At 46.6% G+C, this 22514-nt stretch carries 12 protein-coding genes; 7 read left to right on the top strand and 5 right to left on the bottom strand.

Annotation, left to right across the window (positions count from 1 at the left end):
* The first annotated feature begins 542 nt into the window (after positions 1-542).
* Together putP and DI392_RS14485 are read left to right on the top strand one after the other, a co-directional pair.
* Positions 543-2033 (top strand): sodium/proline symporter PutP, encoded by a 1491-nt coding sequence (gene putP / locus DI392_RS14490; protein WP_109320490.1) that lies wholly within the window; start codon positions 543-545, stop codon positions 2031-2033.
* Between the two features lie 247 nt (positions 2034-2280).
* Entirely contained in the window at positions 2281-2556 is a 276-nt protein-coding gene (locus DI392_RS14485; RefSeq protein ID WP_109320409.1) for a hypothetical protein, read from the top strand.
* A 208-nt stretch (positions 2557-2764) separates the two neighbouring features.
* Here the strand turns inward: DI392_RS14485 and DI392_RS14480 are convergent, their stop codons facing one another.
* The 3 genes from DI392_RS14480 to glgX all read right to left on the bottom strand — a co-directional run bounded on the left by DI392_RS14480 (position 2765) and on the right by glgX (position 13076).
* A complete protein-coding gene (locus DI392_RS14480; protein WP_109320408.1) occupies positions 2765-8290 on the bottom strand; it encodes a thrombospondin type 3 repeat-containing protein in 5526 nt (1841 codons plus the stop codon).
* A gap of 603 nt (positions 8291-8893) precedes the next feature.
* Entirely contained in the window at positions 8894-10762 is a 1869-nt protein-coding gene (locus DI392_RS14475) for an ABC transporter ATP-binding protein (RefSeq protein ID WP_109320407.1), read from the bottom strand.
* Between the two features lie 220 nt (positions 10763-10982).
* Positions 10983-13076: a glycogen debranching protein GlgX gene (gene glgX, locus DI392_RS14470; RefSeq protein ID WP_109320406.1), complete on the bottom strand. Its 2094-nt coding sequence runs from the start codon at positions 13074-13076 to the stop codon at positions 10983-10985.
* A 463-nt stretch (positions 13077-13539) separates the two neighbouring features.
* Between glgX and DI392_RS14465 the strand changes: the two genes are divergently transcribed.
* The 5 genes from DI392_RS14465 to DI392_RS14450 all read left to right on the top strand — a co-directional run bounded on the left by DI392_RS14465 (position 13540) and on the right by DI392_RS14450 (position 20723).
* Positions 13540-14835 (top strand): carbohydrate porin, encoded by a 1296-nt coding sequence (locus tag DI392_RS14465; protein ID WP_109320405.1) that lies wholly within the window; start codon positions 13540-13542, stop codon positions 14833-14835.
* A 100-nt stretch (positions 14836-14935) separates the two neighbouring features.
* Complete coding sequence (locus DI392_RS14460; RefSeq protein WP_109320404.1) at positions 14936-15820, top strand: MalM family protein; 885 nt, start codon at positions 14936-14938, stop codon at positions 15818-15820.
* Between the two features lie 224 nt (positions 15821-16044).
* Positions 16045-18696, top strand: coding sequence for a TIM-barrel domain-containing protein (locus DI392_RS14455; protein WP_109320403.1), 2652 nt, complete (start codon positions 16045-16047; stop codon positions 18694-18696).
* Between the two features lie 39 nt (positions 18697-18735).
* The gene (locus DI392_RS19650) at positions 18736-18912 is read left to right on the top strand and encodes a hypothetical protein (RefSeq protein ID WP_181388426.1); all 177 of its coding nucleotides are present in this window, start codon (positions 18736-18738) and stop codon (positions 18910-18912) included.
* Positions 18913-19268: 356 nt separating this feature from the next.
* The gene (locus DI392_RS14450) at positions 19269-20723 is read left to right on the top strand and encodes a sensor domain-containing diguanylate cyclase (RefSeq protein WP_109320402.1); all 1455 of its coding nucleotides are present in this window, start codon (positions 19269-19271) and stop codon (positions 20721-20723) included.
* Positions 20724-20775: 52 nt separating this feature from the next.
* Here the strand turns inward: DI392_RS14450 and DI392_RS14445 are convergent, their stop codons facing one another.
* A complete protein-coding gene (locus tag DI392_RS14445; protein ID WP_109320401.1) occupies positions 20776-21504 on the bottom strand; it encodes an esterase family protein in 729 nt (242 codons plus the stop codon).
* Positions 21494-22474, bottom strand: coding sequence for an acetylxylan esterase (locus DI392_RS14440; protein WP_109320400.1), 981 nt, complete (start codon positions 22472-22474; stop codon positions 21494-21496). Before DI392_RS14440 ends, DI392_RS14445 begins: the two co-directional genes overlap by 11 nt.
* Between the last annotated feature and the right edge of the window lie 40 nt (positions 22475-22514).

Genomic DNA, 22514 nt, shown 5'->3' with positions numbered 1-22514 from the left:
TGAGTTATCTCATCCGAATAGAGCTTATCATCTTTAATATAATAAATGTGATATTAATCGACAAATTGAGCCGTAGAAAATATTTTTACACAGAGATATCAATTAGGTAGCTTTTTATGCGGTGCGTGTCTGAGAGTATTGTGATTCTGCATGCATTGATGTTATCCAATCGTGCTTTGGAATGAACACACAATGACCGTAGTTTATTCTCACTTGATCATTGTTCCGGTAAGGATCATGACCAATTTTGACAAATCTTTTGTTGGTGCTCAGAATACCCCCCTCGTTTAAACCTGGGTCTCAAGCTGACTACTATAAGGCTTTACCTTCATGTACGCTGCGGAATGCCGCGAAAGTCGGGCCTTTGAGTATTTGGCTGGTGACCAGATTCATAGTGCAAACACAACCTTGATCATGCTTCCGAATTATACGGAAAATGGCAAGAGTATAAGTGGATAGCAAAGGAGCGCTATTTGCTGCCGTCTCTGTCCATCGTCACTTTTGCAGGATAGAAGAATAATAAATAAGAGGATATTAAAATGATAGACAATAGCTTAGCTATTACTGCGACATTTTTTGGCTATCTGGCCATGATGCTTGCTATCGGTTACTGGGCATATCAGCGCACCGTTAATTCCAGTGACTATTTCTTGGGGGGGCGTTCGCTGGGCCCGTGGCCTGCGGCTCTGTCTGCGGGTGCATCGGATATGAGTGGCTGGCTGCTTCTGGGGCTGCCAGGCTATGCCTATGCTGCAGGGATAGAATCTCTTTGGTTGGCTGGAGGATTATTAGTGGGCACCTGGGCGAACTGGCTAATAAGTGCTAAGAGGCTGCGCACTTACAGTATTACAACAGATGCGCTGACTATCCCGGAGTTTTTCTCTCGCCGCTTTAATGACGAATCCAAGCTTATTCAGATTATTTCTGCCTTTTTCATTCTGTTGTTTTTCCTTTTCTACACGAGCTCTGGTTTGGTAGCCGGCGGTAAGCTATTTGAAACGGTATTTGGCCTGGATTACACCACCGCATTAGTTATTGGTACGTTATGTATTGTTTCTTACACTTTGTTTGGTGGATTTCTGGCCGTGTCCTGGACAGATTTAGTTCAGGGATTATTGATGGCTGCTGCACTTTTGATTGTGCCTATTTCGGCGATGCAGGGCGGGATAACACAATTAAGTTCTGATCTGGCTGACATCAACCCTGAGTTGCTGACGCTATGGGATAACACTAAAGGTGAGCCTTTAAGTGCTGTAGCTATTATTTCTCTTGTCGCCTGGGGGCTTGGCTATTTTGGCCAGCCACATATTCTGGCCCGATTTAAAGCTTCGCGTACTAACCGAGAGCTTACGACAGCTCGCCGAATCGCGGTTATCTGGACCGGTATTTCAATGGCTGGTGCGGTGCTTGTCGGTCTGGTTGGCCTGCTGTATGTTTCTAATCATCAGGGGCTCAATCTGGCTGATGGTGAAAAAATATTTATGTTGCTGGTGAACGCTGTTTTTCATCCTGTTATTGCGGGTATTTTACTGGCGGCTATTTTGGCAGCCATTATGAGCACGGCTGATTCGCAGTTGTTAGTTTCTTCTTCTGCGCTGGCAGAAGATTTTTATAAGCAGCTTTTTCATAAAAAAGCCTCTTCTGAACAGGTGGTTAAGGTGGGGCGCTATGGTGTAATAGCGCTTTCTGTGGTTGCTTGTTTGTTGGCGGTTAATCCTGATAGCTCAGTGCTTGGGTTGGTCTCTTATGCGTGGGCTGGTTTTGGTGCCGCATTTGGTCCTGCGATTGTTCTGAGCCTTTATTGGTCGCGTATGAACCGCAACGGTGCTCTGGCTGGTATTCTGGTGGGGGGCGTGACGATTGTTATCTGGAAGCAGCTGACAGGAGGGTGGTTTGATCTCTATGAGATTGTACCGGGGATTATCTTCTCTACACTGTCGATTGTTGTCGTAAGTTTGCTGACAACAAAGCCTGATAACAAAGTAACCAATGACTTTGCTGATTTTAAAGAAAGACTAAAATCTTTGGATTAACAGTCAGTTAACATTATGTTTTCTTTAGTTAGGCAGCCCCTTGTTGTTGTGGTAGACGACAAGGGGCTTTTTGGTGTGATCTATATCTATTTTTTGATTTTTGTTTGTTGGTCAAGTTGAGTTTTTACACAAAAAACACGCTTTTTTGAAAAAAACTTTTTATTATTTGATGCGTTAAATAATTCTTTACAGAAAAAGGATTATTTAGAATTTAATATAACCAGTTGTGAGGTAAAGGAGTTCCCCAATGCCAGATCTGTACTGCGAAGTATGCAAAAGAGTGACACCACATAAGTCGGTAATGCGTCGTAGTCAGGAGGAGGAATTGCTCTCGCTTACTCAAAAACTAACCTTGCTTACCATTAAGATTTTTACCGGTAAAAACCATTATAAATTAGAGCAGCAACATTTTTGCCGGCAGTGTAACTGCCAGACGGTTGCTGCAGGTAAAAAGACGAATGCAGTGAACAGAGAAAAGCCTATCGTTGTAAAGGGCAAACCAGAGCAGGTTGGGGCACTTTAAATTCCGTTTAAGTGCTTAGATAATAAAAACTTGGCGAGATATTTTTACTCTTTCTGAGGCTCACGTTGATAAGACCTCCTGCTTATGGCAGGAGGTCTTATCATTTACAGTGTAAAGTGAAGAAATCATACCCTCAGGCCTACACAAAAAAATCCCTCGGTTTTCACCGAGGGATCTTTGTTAGAAAGTCACGATCTTATTGCTATAATTAGTTGCTGGAACATGCTGCAAGCAGCCCGGTAAATTCTAGCAATTCATAAGTGCTGTCACCTTCGGTATAGGTAAAGTCACAACTGATCTCAACTTCATCCAGGATTGACTGATAAGCCACGTCGTTAAAGAACGTAACCATATAATCGTTGGTTTCATTGGCTTTCTCTACCGCACCCCGGATAACGATTCCATTGTTTTCAGCAAACAAAATGGTGGCCGGATCATCATACCAGGCATCACCAAATGCCAGTATAGCTTCGTCGGTGACGGTGAGCTGATAAACCGTTTTACCACCCATCTCACTGCTGGTCCAGGTTGTTTCACCAACCTTGCTCGTTTCGTAAGTGGTATCGTCGGTTTGGTAGAAATTAGCGGTTCCGTCTTCAACTAACTCAACGCCGATATTCCAGCCAATATAAATAACCTTTGCCTGAGCTGGATCTGTCGCTGCAGATGCCGAGGTCAGATCAGCCAGCGTGGTTGCCTGAACGCTATATGGACCGCTAGCGGTTGCTCCAACAACTTTTACATGGACGTCGGAGTCGGTCCAGAGAGAATAAATATCCTGGGCAGCGATTGGGGTAAACTGTAGAGCTTGAGCCCCTGTCGGGAACGTGGCGCTGTCGGTTTTATACGCCGACCAGAACGGCAGGTTCGTTCCGTTAATGGCTTCATCTGTCAGATCGGTAATCATTGGCGTTCCAAGTGAATATTTGATTTCAGCATATCCGGTTGGGTATGCTTCCGCCGTGGTACCTGAAATATCCAGAGTGTAGCCGGTCGGTGTTACCCAACTGGAACCTGCGAGTATCAGTTGCTCATCGTCATAGATAGCACTTCCCAGAGTACTGTCAGGCATGACGACCTTAAAGCCCTGTGATATCGCATAGCTACCGTTTACAGCGAACGTATCTACAGTCAGGATATCGATACTGTTTTCACTTTCCTTATCGAACTCATGCAGACCACTGTTAGACTCAACGAGTTGAACGATATCCGCGTTAGTTGCACTGGTTGTGCTCCCTACTCCTTCTGCAAGAGCCGGAAGATCTTCATAGCTATCACTGGTGTTATCTGAGCTCGAGTCTACCGTATCAGAGCCAGTAGAATCGGTGTAGCTACCGGTATCTGAGCCCGTACTATCGGTGGTGGTACTTGTGTCACTGTCGGTGCTATCTGTGTATGTGACGCTGACATCAACTTGCTCAAGAATGGCTGACTTAGCGGTTTCGTTAAACAGATAGATCACTTCATCAAAGCTGGTTCCCTGTTTTTCGACTGAGCCCATATGGACATAGCTGCCGCTTCCGTCATCGTAAACACTGGCAAAGAGTGTTGAGGAGTCCTCATCCCACTGGTCACCATAAGCCGACACTACGCCGTCTGGTACAGTGAACTGCAGAATATCTTCTCCATTGATAACACTGCGTGTCCAGGTGCCGCTGCCGACATTGATCAGGCTGTCTCCAGTGATGTAGTAGTTCGCGGTTCCGTCTTCCACCAGTTCAACACCCATATCCCAGCCAAAATAAACTAAGTTTGGATAGCCGGTTGTCGACGTCGAATCTACGGCCGTTGCTGAAATCAGCTGATCCAGCGAGGTTGCCGCTGTGTGATACGGTTCGGTATCGGTACTGATATGGACTTCAGAATCGGACCATAGCGAGTAGATATCCTGAGCCGCAACAGGGGTAAATTTGACCGCCTGAGAGCCGCTTGGGAACTGAGCCGTTGTGGAGACAAAGTCAGACCAGAACGGTACAGTCGTAGGTGAAATGATTTCTCCGGACAGATCGACCAGCTCCAGAGTCACATTCATTTTGCTGTCTGGTACGTTGGTCGGATAGACGATCGGCGTATCGGTGGTCGCATCCAGTGTGTGGCTGGTCACTTGTACCCAACCATCAGCAGTCAGAATGAGATCTTCATATTTTTCGGTAACATCGGAAAGGCTGCCATCAGGGTTGACAACCTGAGGAGTCTGAGTGACGCCAATATTGCCGTTTATCAGTATTGAGCTGACAAACAGGTTTTCATACTCAGTACCATTCTCATTGTGGTTGTCCGAGTGAAGCTCATATAGTGCATCGGCATTGCGTACGAATGCCAGAGCGTCTGATGCCGTGTCCACACTGCTTGTATCAGTGCCTGAGTCAGTAGTACCAGTGCTTGAGTCAGTAGTATCAGTGCCTGAGTCAGTGGTATCAGTGCCTGAGTCAGTGGTATCAGTGCCTGAGTCAGTGGTATCAGTGCCTGAGTCAGTGGTATCAGTGCCTGAGTCAGTAGTATCAGTGCCTGAGTCAGTAGTATCAGTACTTGAGTCAGTAGTATCTGCGCCTGATGTCTCTTCTGTGTTGTCAGTTGATGATGCACTGATAACAACCTGATCAAGAATGGCTGACTTAGCGGTTTCGTTAAACAGATAGATCACTTCATCAAAGCTGGTTCCCTGTTTTTCGACTGAGCCCATATGGACATAGCTGCCGCTTCCGTCATCGTAAACACTGGCAAAGAGTGTTGAGGAGTCCTCATCCCACTGGTCACCATAAGCCGACACTACGCTGTCTGGTACAGTGAACTGCAGAATATCTTCTCCATTGATAACACTGCGTGTCCAGGTGCCGCTGCCGACATTGATCAGGCTGTCTCCAGTGATGTAGTAGTTTGCGGTTCCGTCTTCCACCAGTTCAACGCCCATATCCCAGCCGAAATAAACTAAGTTTGGATATTGAGTTGTTGATGTTGAGTCTATAGCTGTGGTTGAAATCAGCTGATCCAGAGACGTTGCTGCTGCGTGGTACGGTTCAGTGTCGGTGCTGATATGGACTTCAGAATCGGACCATAGCGAGTAGATATCCTGAGCTGCAACAGGGGTAAATTTGACCGCCTGAGAGCCGCTTGGGAACTGAGCCGTTGTGGAGACAAAGTCAGACCAGAACGGTACACTCGCTGATGAAATGGTTTCACCGGACAAATCGACAAGCTCCAGAGTCACATTCATTTTGCTGTCTGGTATGTTGGTCGGGTAGGCGATCGGTGTGTCGGTGGTCGCATCCAGTGTATGGCTGGTTACTGGTACCCACCCGTCGGCAGTCAGGATGATATCTTCATATTTTTCGGTAACCTCGGAAAGGCTACCATCAGGGTTGACGACCTGAGGAGTCTGAGTGACGCCAATATTGCCGTTTATCAGTATTGAGCTGACAAACAGGTTATTATATTCAGTACCATTCTCATTGTAATTGTCCGAATGAAGCTCATACAGCGCATCAGCACTGCGAAGGAACTCCAGGGCTGTTAACTCTGAATTATCTCCAACGCTGCTTTCATCTGTGTCTGCTGTAGTATTGCTGTCATCGGTATCTGCGGTATTGCTATCATCGGTATCTGCATTGTCGCCGATACCATCACCATCACTGTCGACAGATTCCGTCGCGTCTGTCGGGAAAGCATCTGCGGCATCCAGAACACCATCGTTATCATCATCGGTATCAGCATTGTTGCCAATACCATCTTTATCGCTGTCGACCGACTCGGTTGCGTCTGTCGGGAACGCATCTGCGGTATCTAAAACACCATCGTTATCGTCATCCGTATCGGCATTGTCGCCAATACCGTCGTTATCAATATCCGTACTTTCTGATTCATCAAACCGGAACACATCGGCATTATCGCCTACGCCATCCCCATCGGAGTCCTTAAATTCACTGGCATCAGTCGGGAATTTATCGGAATTATCGCCCACGCCATCTTCATCGCTGTCTGTCGATTCTTTCGGGTTGTAAGGGAACGCATCTTCCGTGTCGGCGACACCGTCGTTATCGTCATCGGTATCCGCATTATCGCCGGTACCATCACGGTCACTGTCTTTGGTTTCACTGGCATCCTCAGGGAAGGCATCATCCACATCCGAAACGCCATCATTGTCATAGTCACCATTTGATGTTCTCGAGGCATCTAGCGGGAAGTAATCGCGCAGATCGCTGTAGCCATCACCATCATCGTCGTTATCGGCATTATTACCGATATTATCGCCATCGGTATCGACGGACTCTGTCGGATCCAGAGGGAAGGCATCCTGAGCATCCGGGATCTTATCGCCGTCGTCATCGTCATCTTCTTCGTTACCGATACCATCTTTATCGGTGTCCAGAGATTCACTGGCATTAAGCGGGAATGCATCTTCAGCATCAACAACGCCATCGTTGTCGTCATCGTCGTCATTCACGTCGGCAATACCGTCATTATCGGTATCAACCGAGGCGTCTTTATCCCGTGGGAACTGATCATCGACATTCAGGATATTATCGCCATCAATGTCATCATCAGAGTTGTCCCCGATGCCGTCTTTATCTAAGTCACTGGTTTCATCTTTATTCAGTGGGAAAGCGTCCGCATCATCGGTAACGCCATCATTATCATCATCTTTATCGGCGTTGTTACCGATGCCATCTTCATCAGTATCAAGCCATTCTTTCGCATTTAGCGGCAGAGCATCTTCATCATTAGCAAACCCGTCTCCGTCGATGTCGTCATCACTATTGTTACCTATGCCGTCACCATCGCTATCCCGCCATTCACTGGCGTTGTCCGGGAAGGCATCAAACGCATTAGCGACGCCATCATTATCGCGGTCATCCGTTAGATCGTTAACTTTTTCGGTGTCTTCAACAAAATCCGGTAGCGCCAGAGTATCGAAATCCATGCTTGCAGCCGCTTCGTCTGACTCCGCCTCTTTAGCCTTTGTTTCAATGGCTTTTTGGGTTTGGTCACTCACCGCATCCAACTGATTCAGCAGGCTGGATGCGGTTGGATCGGTTTTTATTTCATCAACCGCTTCATCCAGTTCTTCCGGCTCCTGAGGCAGCTGTTTGGACTGAACGATAACCTTTGCTTCATAAGCAATACGAGCCGCTTCTCTGGCTGCCTCTTTCTCTTCATCTGAAGCGTCATCATTGACAGTCTTAGCGGCAACATAGTCACCCAGTACTAAATCAGGATCGAGGTTTTCACCAGCAACTTCATGAACCGCTTCTTGCTTAAGCGCTTCTATTTCATCATCCGTTAGCTCGGTTGCTGAAGCTTCCGCTTTTTTCTTTTCTAGAACCAGATTGACTTTCGTTGAAAGAGGAGTGACAGACGTTTCACCGGCTGGCGCTGACATAACATAAGAGGTTTCAACAGGGGTTCCGTCAGGGTTGTCTTCGGTAATCGTATCTTCATCTACGGTTTCTGATGTGGCTTGAACGACAACTGAATATTTAGTGGGGTCATCTATGCCAGAAACATCCAGTACGGCTTCACCGCCAGCGCCCGATATGGCTTTTGGTTCGCCTTCGTCCCACTGATAGTTTCCATTGATATCCAACCAAATAGTGGCGTTTCTTAAGTAACCATCAATCGCTTTTACTGAGTAGGACGTTGCCGATGTTGTCTCTGATGACGAGTCTCCCCCACCACAACCAGTCAGTAGGGTCGTACTTGCGACGCCTAGTGCTAATGCTATTTGGCTCTTTTTCATTATCACTCTCTTTATTTTAGAATAGACTATTATTTCTTTTTCAGCTCATTATTTATATTTTTAATAAGCCAAAAATGTATATGACAAAAAGTATTGGTTCGATTTTAACAGGATGTACATGTCTTAATTATTAAGATATCTCTATTTCATTGACATTTGTTATGACAATCAAGCTCTTTATTAGAGCTTCGATTCTAATTAGGAGGGGGTTATTCACAGAGTAAGTTGCCGTACAGCTTATATATTTATTTTATAATCAACTAATTAATTTATAGGTAAAAATATGATAGTTGATCCTAATTTTATTAATGGAGAAATGTGATATGCATTCAGTTTAATTGTTGTTCGCGGCGTAAATGAGATGTTGCTTCAGAAATAATGTAACGGAATAAATGCATTATAATGAAGTATTGCTACGGTTTCCTTGTTGCATAAATATATTTATATGGTTCTTATATATAGCCAGGAAACATTCTCAGAGAATTATTCTGGGGGATAAAATAGTTGCGCCTAAGTAACCTGACTCGATAAGGGGGAGGTAAGTTGGGGGGCTAAAAGCCTAAGACTGGAATGGCGACACTATACCGTATCGCCATTGGCTCATTAAATTTCTTTTAACTTATGGTCCTCTGAATGATCTTCGTCTGCACCTATAAAGCCTCCTGTCTGGTGTGCCCACAGGTGGGCATAGATGCCGTTACCGCTGATCAGTTCCTGGTGAGTACCCTGTTCGACTATCTGCCCCTGGTCCAGAACAATCAGGCGGTCCATAGCAGCAATGGTTGACAGACGGTGGGCGATAGCAATAACCGTTTTTCCTTCCATCAGCTCATTCAGACTTTCCTGAATGGCCGATTCGACTTCAGAATCGAGAGCGGATGTGGCTTCATCCAGAATCAGCAATGGCGCATCTTTCAGCAGTACCCGGGAAATAGCGACTCTCTGCCGTTGTCCGCCGGAGAGTTTGACACCCCGTTCGCCTACCTGTGCATCATAACCGGTATTTCCGTACGGGTCGTTCAGGGTTTCGATAAACTCATGCGCATGGGCCTGTTTGGTGGCTTTCAGCAGATCCGATTCCGACGCGTCCGGGTTACTGTACAGAATATTTTCCCGGATGGAGCGGTGCAGCAGAGAAGTATCCTGTGTGACCATGCCAATCTTACTGCGTAGGGAGTCCTGAGTCACATTCGCAATGTTCTGACCATCGATGTTTATCTGCCCTTCTTCGACGTCATGGAAGCGCAACAACAAGTTAACCAGTGTGGACTTGCCCGCTCCGGAGCGTCCGACTAACCCCACTTTTTCTCCTGGTTTGATGTGCAGGTTAAGGTGGCTGATGACGCCTTTGTCTTTGTCGCCATAGTGGAAACTGACGTTATTAAATTCAATTTCCCCCTGATGGACGTCAAGAGGTTTTGCATCTGAGGAGTCCTGGATACTGATGGGCTTGGAGAGTGTGGACATGCCATCCACTACGGTACCCATATTTTCAAACAGCCCGCCAATTTCCCACATGATCCATTTAGACATACCATTAATGCGCAGTGACAGGCTCATGGCGATAGCAATAGCACCAATGGTAATGGCATTGCTCATCCATAAACCGATAGAGATGGCGATAATGCTAAACAGGAGCAGATAGTTAGCGACTTCAACACTGATATTGAACCCGGTCACCAGGCGCATTTGGCGGTGTACGGTATCCAGAAACTCATCCATGCCTTCTTCGGCATATTCCGTTTCTCTTTTACTGTGAGAAAAGAGTTTGACCGTGGCAATGTTGGTATAACTGTCTACAATTCGTCCGGTCATCATTGAACGGGCATCAGCCTGTTCAGAAGAGACGGATTTTAGTTTTGGCACATAATAGAACTGGATGCCGATATAAGCGATCAGCCACAGAAGAATGGGCATCATCAGTCGCCAGTCTGCCTGGGCCAGCATGATCAGCATAGAGGCAAAGTACACCGACACATAAACAAAGACATCAAGCAGTTTTATCACGGTTTCCCGTATTGCCAGGGAGGTTTGCATGACTTTTGTTGCAATGCGGCCGGCAAATTCATCCTGATAGAAGGACAGGCTTTGCTTTAGCAGGTAACGGTGGGCCAGCCAGCGGATGGACATAGGGTAGTTGCCCAGCAAACTCTGATGTATCAGCATGGAATGGATAACGACCAGAGTGGGCATGACCACTAAAATGAGAAAGCCCAGCCCCCAGAGCGTGGTTTCATTTTCCTGTAAAAAGGTTTCCGGATTACTGGATGACAGCCAATCGACCAATTGTCCCATAAAGCCAAATAAGACGACTTCAATAATGGCGACGGCTGTGCTCAGTAAGGCCATGAATAGCAGAGGTTTTTCAAAGCCACGCGTATAGTGACGACAAAAGGCGATGATGCCTGTTGGTGGCTGTACAGGTTCTTCCTGAGGGAATGCCTGAGTAAACCCCTCAAATATCTTATACATATATGATCCTATGACTATTTCCCCACAGTAATAGCGCAGTGATGACTTAGAACTGCAGTCTGAGACATAAAGGCTATCGTTGTATTTATAATTTAAGAGTAAACCTGAGAAGAATATCAGATGGAGTCACAGTACAGTATGTCTATGAAAAAGCAACCAGCCTTTGTCATACCAAAGGCTGGTTTTTAGTGACGTTCATCGAAACGAAAAAGTGTATTTTTTAACGTTTTTTAATCTCTCTAAAAAAAGATATTTTTCTCTCTTTTTTTCTGGATTTCAACGGGCTGGTATTGACACTTTCTTCTACGGTATCTGCTTCTTTACCTTTCACTGGAGCAGATTCAGTATTTGCCTCCGCATGCAGTACGGCCATAGATGATGGGTCCAGTTGCATATCATTGCACATGGTCTGATTTGCAGTATCTCGATTGTGGATATCTTTATTGGTATCGCAAATGACGATCCATTTTTGATTTCTGTCGGTCGGCAGCTTAAAGCGAGCTTTGGCTGTGGACGGATTAATCAGATAGATCAGTTCATCGCCATCCTGATCAATTCCCAGATGCAGCGCAACGGCGTTCAGTTGGTTCCAGTCATCATGCTCCATATGCTTGCCATCCGGGCGTCGCCATCCCACGCGGTTCTGGTTTCTTTGCTCACCACTGAATGCCCGGATAAATGGCACCATATAGGTGTGACGGGCCGCCACCACTTCGCTGAGCCAGTGTTGAAAGCCGGTTTTCAGATCGGACGGTGTCCAGTCCAGCCAGCTCAGCTCATTGTCTTGACAGTAGGCATTGTTATTGCCATTTTGTGTGTGGGACAGCGTATCAACCGTAAGGATATGTGGAATACCGAACGCGAACAGCAGGCTGGCCATAAAATTACGTTTCTGCCTTTCCCTGACCGCAATGATCATCATATTGTGGGTATTGCCTTCTTCACCATAGTTGTCAGAGCGGTTGTCACCGTGACCGTCGTGGTTATTCTCGCCATTGGCTTCGTTATGCTTATGGCGGTAAGACACCAGATCCTGAAGGGTAAAACCATCATGATAGGTCACATAGTTAATGGTCAGTTTCTGTGGCCACCGGCTGGCGCTGTAGATATCCCGGGAGCCCATTAAGCGGGTGGCAAACTCTTTCAGAAAGCCATGGTCTCCTCGCCAGAAACTGCGGGTAATATCCCGGAATTTATCATTACATTCATTCCAGCCATCCGGAAAACCACCCACCTGATAACCATTAGGGCCAATATCCCACGGCTCTGCTATCAGTTTGATTTCTTTTAAGACCGGATCCTGAGCGACCGCTTTAAAGAAAGCAGAATGGTAATTGAACTGGTCACCATTACGGCCCAGCGTTGCTGCCAGATCAAAACGAAACCCGTCGACATGAAACTCCTCCACCCAGTAACGCAGGGAGTCCATTACCAGGTTAAGCGTTGGCTGATGAGTCAGATCGAGCGTATTACCACAGCCTGCAAAATTAGCAAAATGCTCACCATGGCGGATGTAATAACCTGAGTCCAGCGCCTTGAGGTTAAAAACCGGCCCTCCGGTTCCGCCTTCTGCGGTATGGTTATACACCACATCCAGGATCACCTCGATACCGTGCCTGTGCAGCTCCCGAATTGCCGTTTTCAGCTCTATCACGGCATCTCGCTTGGCATACCTCGGATCCGGTACCATAAAGAGGAAAGGGTTGTAGCCCCAGTAGTTCACCTTGTCCTGTTTCAGCAGGTGCTCTTCATGCATGCAGGCAGCAATGGGCAGTAGCTGTAATGAGTTAATATTCTGCTCTTTATAAAACTGCAGCATAGGTGAACTGGCCAGCCCCAGGTACCCCCCCTGTTGAGAAGGGTTCACTTCGGGATGCAGTTTGGTTAAACCTTTAACATGAGTCTCAAACAGAACCGTGTCTTCCCGGGGAATGCGGGGGGAATGGGTGTCCTGCCAGTCAAACTGGTTGTCGATGACAACACACTTACTGATATCCCAACTTTTTTTCGGGGTAAATGGAGGCTCATAATGCAATGGTTTTTCTATCGCTCTTGCGTACGGGTCGGATAACAGAACAGGACCCTCATTCACCTCTACTTTATAACCATATAACTGGCCTGCTTTTATTCCCTCTATGTAAGTGTGGCGGTGTCCCGCATAGTTTCCCTCAAGTTCGTGGGTCGTATATTCACCATTATTATCGAACAACACCAGCACAATATCGTTGTGGTGAGGTGCATAAATTGAAAAATTACATCCACTATTGTCTAGCGTAGAGCCCAGCGGATAAGGGCGCGAGCGCAAATGATTCATTATTGATATATTCTGGTTCGTTATCATGCTGAATTTAGTATCTTCTTAAGTGTAAGTAAACGCCCTGAGCGTTGAAAGATCAACCTCCTTTATCTCATCGAAATAAAAATATAATCAAAAAATTTCGCCTGAGATCAAAGGCGAAAGTTTGATGACAGTAACATTTTGCTGCCATATTTAGCGGTACTCCCCCTTAAAATCATCCCCTGAACAGTGACGAAACCGACAAAAAACTACGGGCCGTCATTTTCTCCACCTTTCTCCTCCCCCCTGAATTAGAAGAGGGTGGAGGACGTCAGCCTGTCTGTAAGCGCTTAAGATGCTCATCGTTGAAACAAAACGGTGGGAGGTAACTCCCAGCACATATATGTCCTTGCATAAACAACAACTTATTTTACTGCCTTGATAAGTTAGCCCTATGTAAAAGGAAATTAAAATAATGAATCGTTCAGGAGTTAGCGATATGAAAAAAGTTAGCGTACTTGCTGCAGCAGTGGCGACCGCACTGGTTACTGGTTCTGCTTTTTCAGCAGAAAAAGTTAATGGTACAGACGTTGTAACCGACGGTTGGGAAGTTCATGGTTATGCGTCTATGAATGTACGCCAGATCGACGGCCATACAACAGATAATGAATACGGTAAGCCTGATTATCAGACAGCCGGTACTTTAGGTAAGAGCACTAACCAGGTTGAATTTACGATTAAAAAACATACAGAGCATGCAAACGGCGTGTGGTCTGATTTTGTGGTTCGCTCTGAATTTGGTAACGGTAACTCATTTGCTTACTCTTCTTCTGGTGGTCAGAAAGACAACACAGATAGCCAATTTGAAGTAAAAGAAACGTTTGTTGAAATCGGTGCTCTGCCATATCTGGGTGAAGATACGTCTGTCTGGGCTGGTCAACGCTTCCTGAACCGTTCAGCCGGTCTTCTTTCTGGTGAATTCTGGAAACAGTCTTCAGGTGTTGGTGCTGGTATCCAGACTAAGATTTCCGGTAAAACAGCAGGTTTTGCTATTGTTGAAGCTGATCCAGGCGGTGAGATCAACGCGGCGACAGCATCCGATGATCGTACGACTCTGACTTCTCACGATTTCTATTTCTATGGTGTTGATGCCGGCATCGGTAGCATGGACTTTGACCTGAAACTGATGAAGCAGGCTAACAAAGACAGCGACAACAGCGAAGGCCTTGGTGCATCGGTAACTCTGAACTCAAGCTACTACGGCATGGACGGCTGGACTCAGACTGCACTTGCTTACGGTCAGGGTGTTGCTCAGAACCGTGGTGTTAACTTTGGTCAGTGGTCAGGCGGTGATGATAACGCGGAATCAATCTTCTTCACTTCTTATGGTGTAATGAACATTTCTGATAAATGGCAGATGGGGTCTGAAATCACTTATATGGCGGCACTGGATCAACTGTTTGGTGTTGAAGAGCTGAAGCGTTACATTGTTGCGGTTCGTCCTTCTTATAAAGTGAATGACAACCTTCGTGTAGAAATGACAGCGTCTTATGGTCATGAAGAAGGCCCAGAAGCAGGGTTCTGGAATCGCGCTGGTGATGGTACTGAAAGTAATATCATCAACCTGGAAATCGCGACTCCTCTGACTGTGAACGCAGACTACTTTGGTCGTCCACAGATCAAACCATACATCAGCTATATCAAAGCGGATGACGAAGCAAGCGCTGCTTTGATCAATATCTCTAACGACGACAAAGAAGTTATCGTTGGTGTACACGCAGAAATCTGGTTCTAATACCACTAAAATTACAGGCAGCCGTATGGCTGCCTTTTTTGGTTTTGAGACCAGTAAGAATGATATTCAATCACTGGCATTGGTATGAAGAGAAATAATTATGAAAACAAATAAAGCCATTCTCACCCTACTCCTCGGTTCCCTGTTAACAGCCTGCAGCTCAACGCCTCCGGCAACGCCTGCTGCAGATGTCGAACTTATTCCCTATGCCGATGTGTGCTGTACCCAGCTTTCACAGCTGCCTTTTATCAAGCTGGCCGCCAATGAAACGTTGGACTTTAGCCTGAATTCGGATACGGATGCAGCCGCATTTCAGGACGGTAACAGCTACTTCAGCGCGTTTGAATTTGCTGACCGATCCGCCATCGTGACCGTCAGCATCAGCAGCTTTATGGCTGACGGCAAGGTCTTTGCACCAAAAATGGTGTCACTGGATGAACACTTCCATCCGGTCGATTCCACTACGCTGGATCAGTTTGATATCAAAACTTCCGATGCATTTACCCAAACGCAGTATTCTGCGGACTTTAAAATTGATGCCCGTAAGACCCCTTACTTTGTTATCTATACCCCGGAAGACTATCTGGGCAAAGAGATCACCGTTGATCATCCGGCTAAAGTTCGGGCAAAAGAAATGGGCGAGGCTATGCCGATGGTGACCGATCCGCATTATGTGCATGCCAACAGTGGTAAGGTGTCGGTTAAAGTTAAAACGATTTCTTTTCAGGCGGCGAAACGTAAAGTCAGCCTACCAGTCGCCACTCAGGAAGAAGAACCATTAAACATGCCTGCCGCTCAAAAGGATCCTGTTGTTACTGAGGTTCAGCCAGAGACAGTGTCTTTTTATTATTCCGCTATTCAGAAAGCCGTTGCTGACAATAATATTCCGAAGGCACTCAGCCTGCTGGATGAAGCAAAAGCGCTTGGCGTTGAAGGGGCTCAACAGGCCTTTGTTGAGGCGATCAATATGACGCGATCGGAATAATCATTCGAGTAAGACGATAAGTAGAACAATAAATAGCGAGGCTTTACCCCAGGTCAGCCGTGGATTGAGGAAAACCCAAATTATTCCGAGATCAACGTAGCGGCGGCTCTGGAAGGACACTGCCTGATTAACAACTATGAACTACATGAACAGATAGAAAAAGAATTCAGCCTTCAACCGTTGAATCCTTTGTGATTCAGCTTGATGTATAGAAGAGAAATACAATGTCAGTAAAAACAAATTCTTACCTTCTCGCCCTTTTGTGCGTGGCAGGCACATCGGCCTCTGCCGCAGAGGTCACAGATACCTTTCAGTTTTTCAGCGGAGAAAAATATCAGCTCAGAGCGGTGGATGTATTCCGGATGGGGAAAGCCTATCCGAAAATGAAATTGCCTAAGAAACTGCGTCCTCTGTATAAAGAAGCGTTTTATTCTGAAGCCGCGTTCAGAACCGCTCTGGAAGAAGCTTTGGGTCGCCCCTTTACCCAGGCGCATTTTGCTGAACTGGCTGAAAAGTCACGCGCTGAGGCTCAGAAGCTGGTGGTAAAAACCTATAGCAACACTATGATTCAGTTGCTTTACCAGAATGCCGATGATGCGCAATTACCAGAACCGTCAGAATTTATAACGGTAGAGCGTGCGCTTACTCAACGTGATTTGCACATCGGCAGTTACTCTTTTTCTACCACCAGCCTGAAAGCGAATGTTGATAGCCGGACTCTGTGTGTTGATATTAAAACTCAGAATGGTCAGCCGATAACGATTATCTGCCCGGATCAAAGCAGTGGTCTGACGGTTAAGGCGGATCCGTCATACCGTCTGAACGGACTGGGGCAGGAGTTTCAGAATCCGGGTGTGATGGACGGCAGCTGGAATGGCAGAGTCCGTCACTCCGGCAATAAGATGGAAGCGTTTAATGGTGGTGCGACCGGAAACACTCAGTTCCCTGTGTTGTATGCGACGAACCCGGACAAGCCGGACTTCGCGCTTTATCTGGATAATATGTCGTCCGTGACATGGGATTTTAAGCAGCAGCCCTGGCATATTGAGCCGGCTGACGACAAACAGAGCCTGTTCCTTTTTACTGCCGACGATCTTCCTGAGTTAAGACACACCTACATGAGCATGGTGGGTAAGCCTCTGGTACCGCCAAGGAAGATGTTCGGTATGTGGCTGTCGGAATACGGCTTTGATAACTGGCAGGAGCTGGATGACAAGTTGCTTACCCTGAAACAGCACCATTTTCCTATTGATGGGGTAGTGATGGACCTGCAATGGTTCGGTAATGTCAGCAATGCCGATCCTATGAGCCAGATGGGCTCGCTAACCTGGGACCGGAAACACTTTCCCCAGCCTGAGAAGAAGGTGGCCAGCCTGAAAGAGCAGGGGATAGGCATGGTGCTTATCGAAGAATCTTATGTCAGTGAAGGGCTGAAGTCTTTTCAGGTGATGGGTGATGCTGGGTATCTGGCCCGGGATCCTGACACAGGGAAGCCAATTGATACTGACCCTGCCGGTATTGGCCACTGGTGGGGCAAAGGCGGAATGATCGACTGGACGAATCCTGAAGCCGCTAAATACTGGCATGACTGGAAGCGTGCGCCTCTGATCGATATGGGGGTGATGGGGCACTGGACGGATCTGGGTGAGCCGGAAATTTATAACGGTAAAGGCATTTACTATCAGGATAAAACGCACCCTGAGATCCATAATATCTACAACTATCGCTGGATAGAGAGTATCTACAACGGCTATCAGGCGCACGGAACACAACAACGCCCATTTATGATGACGCGCTCCGGCGGACCGGGTATTCAGAAATTCGGTGCGTCCATGTGGTCTGCGGATATCGGTTCGAATCTTGACAGCCTGGCAGTACATGCCGGGATGCAGGAAAACATGATGTTGTCCGGTATTGATTATTATGGTTCTGATATCGGTGGCTTTCATCGCAGTGGTCTGGGTGTGATTGGTGAAGGGAAAACCAAAGCACTGAACGAAACCTACACCCAGTGGTTTGCTTACAGCTCACTGCTTGATGTGCCTGTCCGTCCGCATACGGAAAACCTGTGTAACTGTAAGGAAACCGCGCCGGATCGCATTGGTGAAATTGACAGTAACCGCTACAATCTTGAGCGCCGTTATCAGTTGATCCCATACATGTACTCTCTGGCTCATCTTGCCCATCTGAATGGCGAGCCGGTATTTCCGAGCCTGAGTTACGAATACCCGAAAGATGTACAGGCAGTGCGGGCCGATCATAAAATGATTGGATCGGATCTGCTGACTGTTGCGGTTGCCAATTTGTGGCAAACCAGTACCGATGTTTATCTCCCAGCAGGCGTTTGGTTTGATTATGCCTCCAATCAGGTTTACCACAGTGAGAAAGGTCAGGTGTTATCCGATTATCCGCTGCGCAAGGATATTGATGGTGAGCTGGTTTACACATTGCCGCTGTTTGCCAGAGAAGGGGCTATTATTCCTTATAACCCTCAGGAAAAAGCATTAAGCAGTGAAGTGCCTGAAACGCTGGCACTGAAAGTGTTTGGTCTGGCTAAGCACAGTGAGTTTACCTTGTATGAGGATGACGGTAATACGACGGCTTATCTGAAAGGTGCGGTACGTCAAACGCACATCACCACTCGGGTGAATGATCAGTCTGCCAGCTTATCTGTTTCGTCAGAAGGAAGCTACGTCGGTGCTCCTGAATCCAGAGAGTTGCATGTTGAATGGATAATGCCGAACCGGGACATTGCGAAGGTTTTGCTTAATGGTCAGACGGTTAGTGAGTGGCACTATAACGATAACCTGTTGGTGATCGATGCCGGGCAGTTTCAGGTGAATGAAAATCAAAGGGTTGAGGTGAAGTTTCGCTAAGCAGGGTAAACCGTGAGTATGTCTGATAAGGAGAGTGATATGAATAATACAGAGAATAAGAACAAAGATTCCTGGGCGATAGGTGGCGGTATTCTGCTCGGTCTTGGTGTCGGTTTTTTCTTTCTGGATCAATCCGCGCTCTATTTTGTCGGCAGTATGATAGCCGGGCTGGGATTTGGCCTGGTTTTATCTTCAGTGCTCTCAAAATTTAAGTGACTTTATTCAGGGCATTGAGGTACCGATAACGAAAGCGGGTATCCATTGCCTTGACCCTCATCTTTAGCTCGAGCTGGCGGATTTTATGCAGTGTGTCTGTGTGCTGGTTCGAGTCTGCTTCAATTGCTGACTGGATCTGCCTTTCGGCCATTTGCTCGAGTCAATGACTCATCATCTTCCTTATTTTCAGAATCTTATCTATACCCACGTAATGACGGTTATCCACATTATAAATCGTGATATGTGTCACATTGGAGGAAATGGTTAACCAGAGAATTATCATTAGTATATTAGGATTGTGCAATTCGGCTTATATGTCCTCTTTTTTACGCCCTTTTTAATGGATTCTTCGCACAATGACTCGTAATAAGTTTACCTGGCTGCTGGTTAGCTTAATCTTATTTGGATTTATTATTACCAGTTTTGTCAGTTACCACGTCGCTCATAAAGCATTAGAAGAACAAATTAAACGTGATTCGCTGCCTCTGACGAGTGATAATATTTACTCTGAAATTCAGCAAGATCTGATTCGGCCTATCTTTATCTCTTCTTTAATGGCACAAGATACGTTTGTGCGGGACTGGACGTTATCGGGTGAGCGGGAACCTGAAAAAATCTTCCAGTACCTCGAAGAGATAAAACGTCAGTATGGTACCGTCACCAGTTTTTTTGTCTCGGATCGCACGAATCGCTATTACCACTATTCCGGCGTCCTTAAAAATATTTCAGAAGATGATCCCAGAGATGGTTGGTATTACCGGGTAAAAGCACAAAATCCGGGCAAAGATTATGAAGTCAATATTGATCACGATAAGGCGAACCCTGATCAGGTTGTTGTATTTGTTAACTACCGGGTCTATGACTTTGAGCATCGTTTCCTTGGTGTGATTGGTGTCGGGCTGAGTTCCAATGCGGTGGCCGGGGTTATCGAAAAATATAAGAAGCGTTATGAGCGTGAAGTTTATTTCATCAACGAACTGGGCGAAGTGACACTTCAAGGTGCACAGCGATTAGATTTTCATGCGATTCAGGAGAAGGAAGGGTTAAAAGAACTTGCTACCCAAATTTTGACGTCTCCAAGCATGAGTGGCAGTTATACTGCAGACGGAGAAGAGTTTTATGTCAGCAGCCGCTGGGTGGAAGAGTTTCAGTGGTACCTCATTGTTCAGCAAAAAGATAAATTTAACAGCAAGATTTTTGTTGAGACGCTGTTCAACGATTTTTCTATCAGTATTTTAGTTGCCGTCATTGTGATTTTTATTGCTCAGTTCAGTTTTAGGGGATATCAGGCCCGGTTAGAAAGAATGGCAACGACGGATAAATTAACGGGTACTTACAATCGTCAGGCGTTTGATGACATTGTGAATAAGTGCTTCAAGGATACCGCTCAGTCAGGTGCGCCTTGTTCTATCGCTTTACTCGATGTTGATCACTTTAAATCAGTGAATGACAGCTACGGTCATCAGATTGGGGATCATGTGTTACAACGAGTTGCGCACGAGTGTCAGAGACGACTGACTGATTCTGGCTTCGTATGCCGCTGGGGAGGAGAGGAGTTTATTATTCTTCTCCCAAGGTACGATGCAAAACAAGCAGAAAAGGTTCTGGAAGAACTCCGGCAGTCGATTGAACAACAGCATATGAAGCCGAAAGTGAGCGTCAGTATTGGTGTTGCTGAACGGATTGCCAATGAAAATATTGACACCCTGATTCACCGTGCGGATACCGCCATGTATCAGGCCAAGGAACATGGTCGCAACCAGGTTCGTGTTGCCTGGCTATCAGAAGAACAGAGTTCACCATTGATTTGATGAGAGGCCGGCGTGGTTACGAATACAAAAGTGGTTACAAAAACAGAAATGGTTACAAATACAATGGTGCCATTTGTCGCCAGTAGCGCCCTCGGTGAGCCCGTCCCTTCCATTCATACATCTGGTGAGTGACACCTTTTTGATTAAGGATATGACTCAGCAGATGGTTGTTCTCCAGAAATGGATCAGCATCACCGATAGTAAAAGTAATATCGCTATTCATTATATGTCGCAGATGGTCTTCCCGGTTCAGATTTTGTAGAAAGTGGGTTGGTGTATGGTAGTAAATATCGTCACTATAAAAACCGTCAAACAGATCGGAAAATGATTCGACCTGCCAGGTCAGGTCGTAGCGTCCGGAAAACGCAACTAACTTATTAAACAGGTGTGGGTGGCGGAAGAAGATATTGGCGGCATGGAATGCGCCAAGTGAGCAGCCGTGAGCAATGGTATAAGGGTGGGTGTTCATCTCCGTCATTAGCGGCAGCACTTCCTGCAGGATATATTCTTCATATTGTATATGACGTATGATGCGCCCGTGGGGGTGAGCCCAGAAGCAGTACATGCTTTCTGCATCAATACTGTCAACGCAGTACAGTTGCAGATAGCCAGCGTTAACCTTGTCGGCCAGAGCGTTCACCAGCCCAAGGTTTTCATACTCAAAAAAACGCGCTCCCCGGGTTGGGAATATCAATACCTTAGCCCCACCATGACCAAAGATAAGCATCTCCATGTTTCTGGATAGGTTAGGGCTCCACCATTGATGGTATTCACGCTGCATGTCCGGCTCCTGATTTTGTAAAAAATTTTTCCACTAACTGACGTAATTCCCGGAGCTGACGATGCTCATCTGGATAGGAGAAATGGCCCGCCTCGAGCAGATAAAGTTGTTTATCACCGGGGCAGGCATTGTAGATACTGAATTGCCCGGGCGGGGCAACAAATGGATCAAACAGCGCCAGAGCCCAGTAGCTGGGGTGGTTAAGGTACCGGGCCGCGCAGGACGCATCAAAGTAAGGCAGCGTCTCTGCCACTATGTCCGGATGAGTCAGGGCAAACTGACGCAGCGAGTGTGTACTGCCGACGGTCGGAAGAGTCATCCGGATTTCCGGATTACCGAAAGTCGGAACATGGAAGTGGCTGCGGGTGATTCTGGGATCAAAAGCACTGGCGAACACACCCAGGCCCGCCCCGAAGCTACTGCCGATAAGCCCGATATGATCGCTTACCTGAGGAAACAGAGTCAGCAACGCAGAAATACCACACCAGATATCCTGTACACATCCCCCGATAATATACCGCTGTTTATCTTGTATGTTATGCAATACATGCCATTCAGGTTGACTGGATATTGGGCTTTTTCTGCTGCGGCCGATCCCCCTGCTGCATGGAAACAGTATTGCGGTATTCTGGAGGTTCCAGCTTGGATCCGGAGCCTCAAGCCCGCCATACCCGTGTGCCCAGACTAATGCGTTATTGATGTTTCCGTGAGCAGGAAGCAGAAGCCAGCCACCTATCTGTATGTGATCCGTTGTATGATAATAACAATCCAAGATCCGCCAGTGGTTAAATACTTCGCCGGTATCCTGCAGGCTTAATCTTGGGGTCGTATCTAGTGCCTGCTGATATTTTCTGGTCCAGAATTCAGCAAAATCCGCCGGAGGGTTACCTGGCGCAGCCGCCAGCAGGGTTTTGGTGCTATAGCCATAGCTGGGATCAAAACTGTAGTTGTGCTGAAAGGGGGCTGCCATAGTCAATATGCATCTCTGAGTTTATGGTTAACGGTAAGCC

The sequence above is a fragment of the Vibrio albus genome, assembly GCF_003144035.1.
Taxonomy (GTDB): Bacteria; Pseudomonadota; Gammaproteobacteria; order Enterobacterales; family Vibrionaceae; genus Vibrio; species Vibrio albus.
The sequence above is the reverse complement of the archived record's forward strand: the minus strand, read 5'-3'. Positions and strand labels throughout refer to the sequence as shown.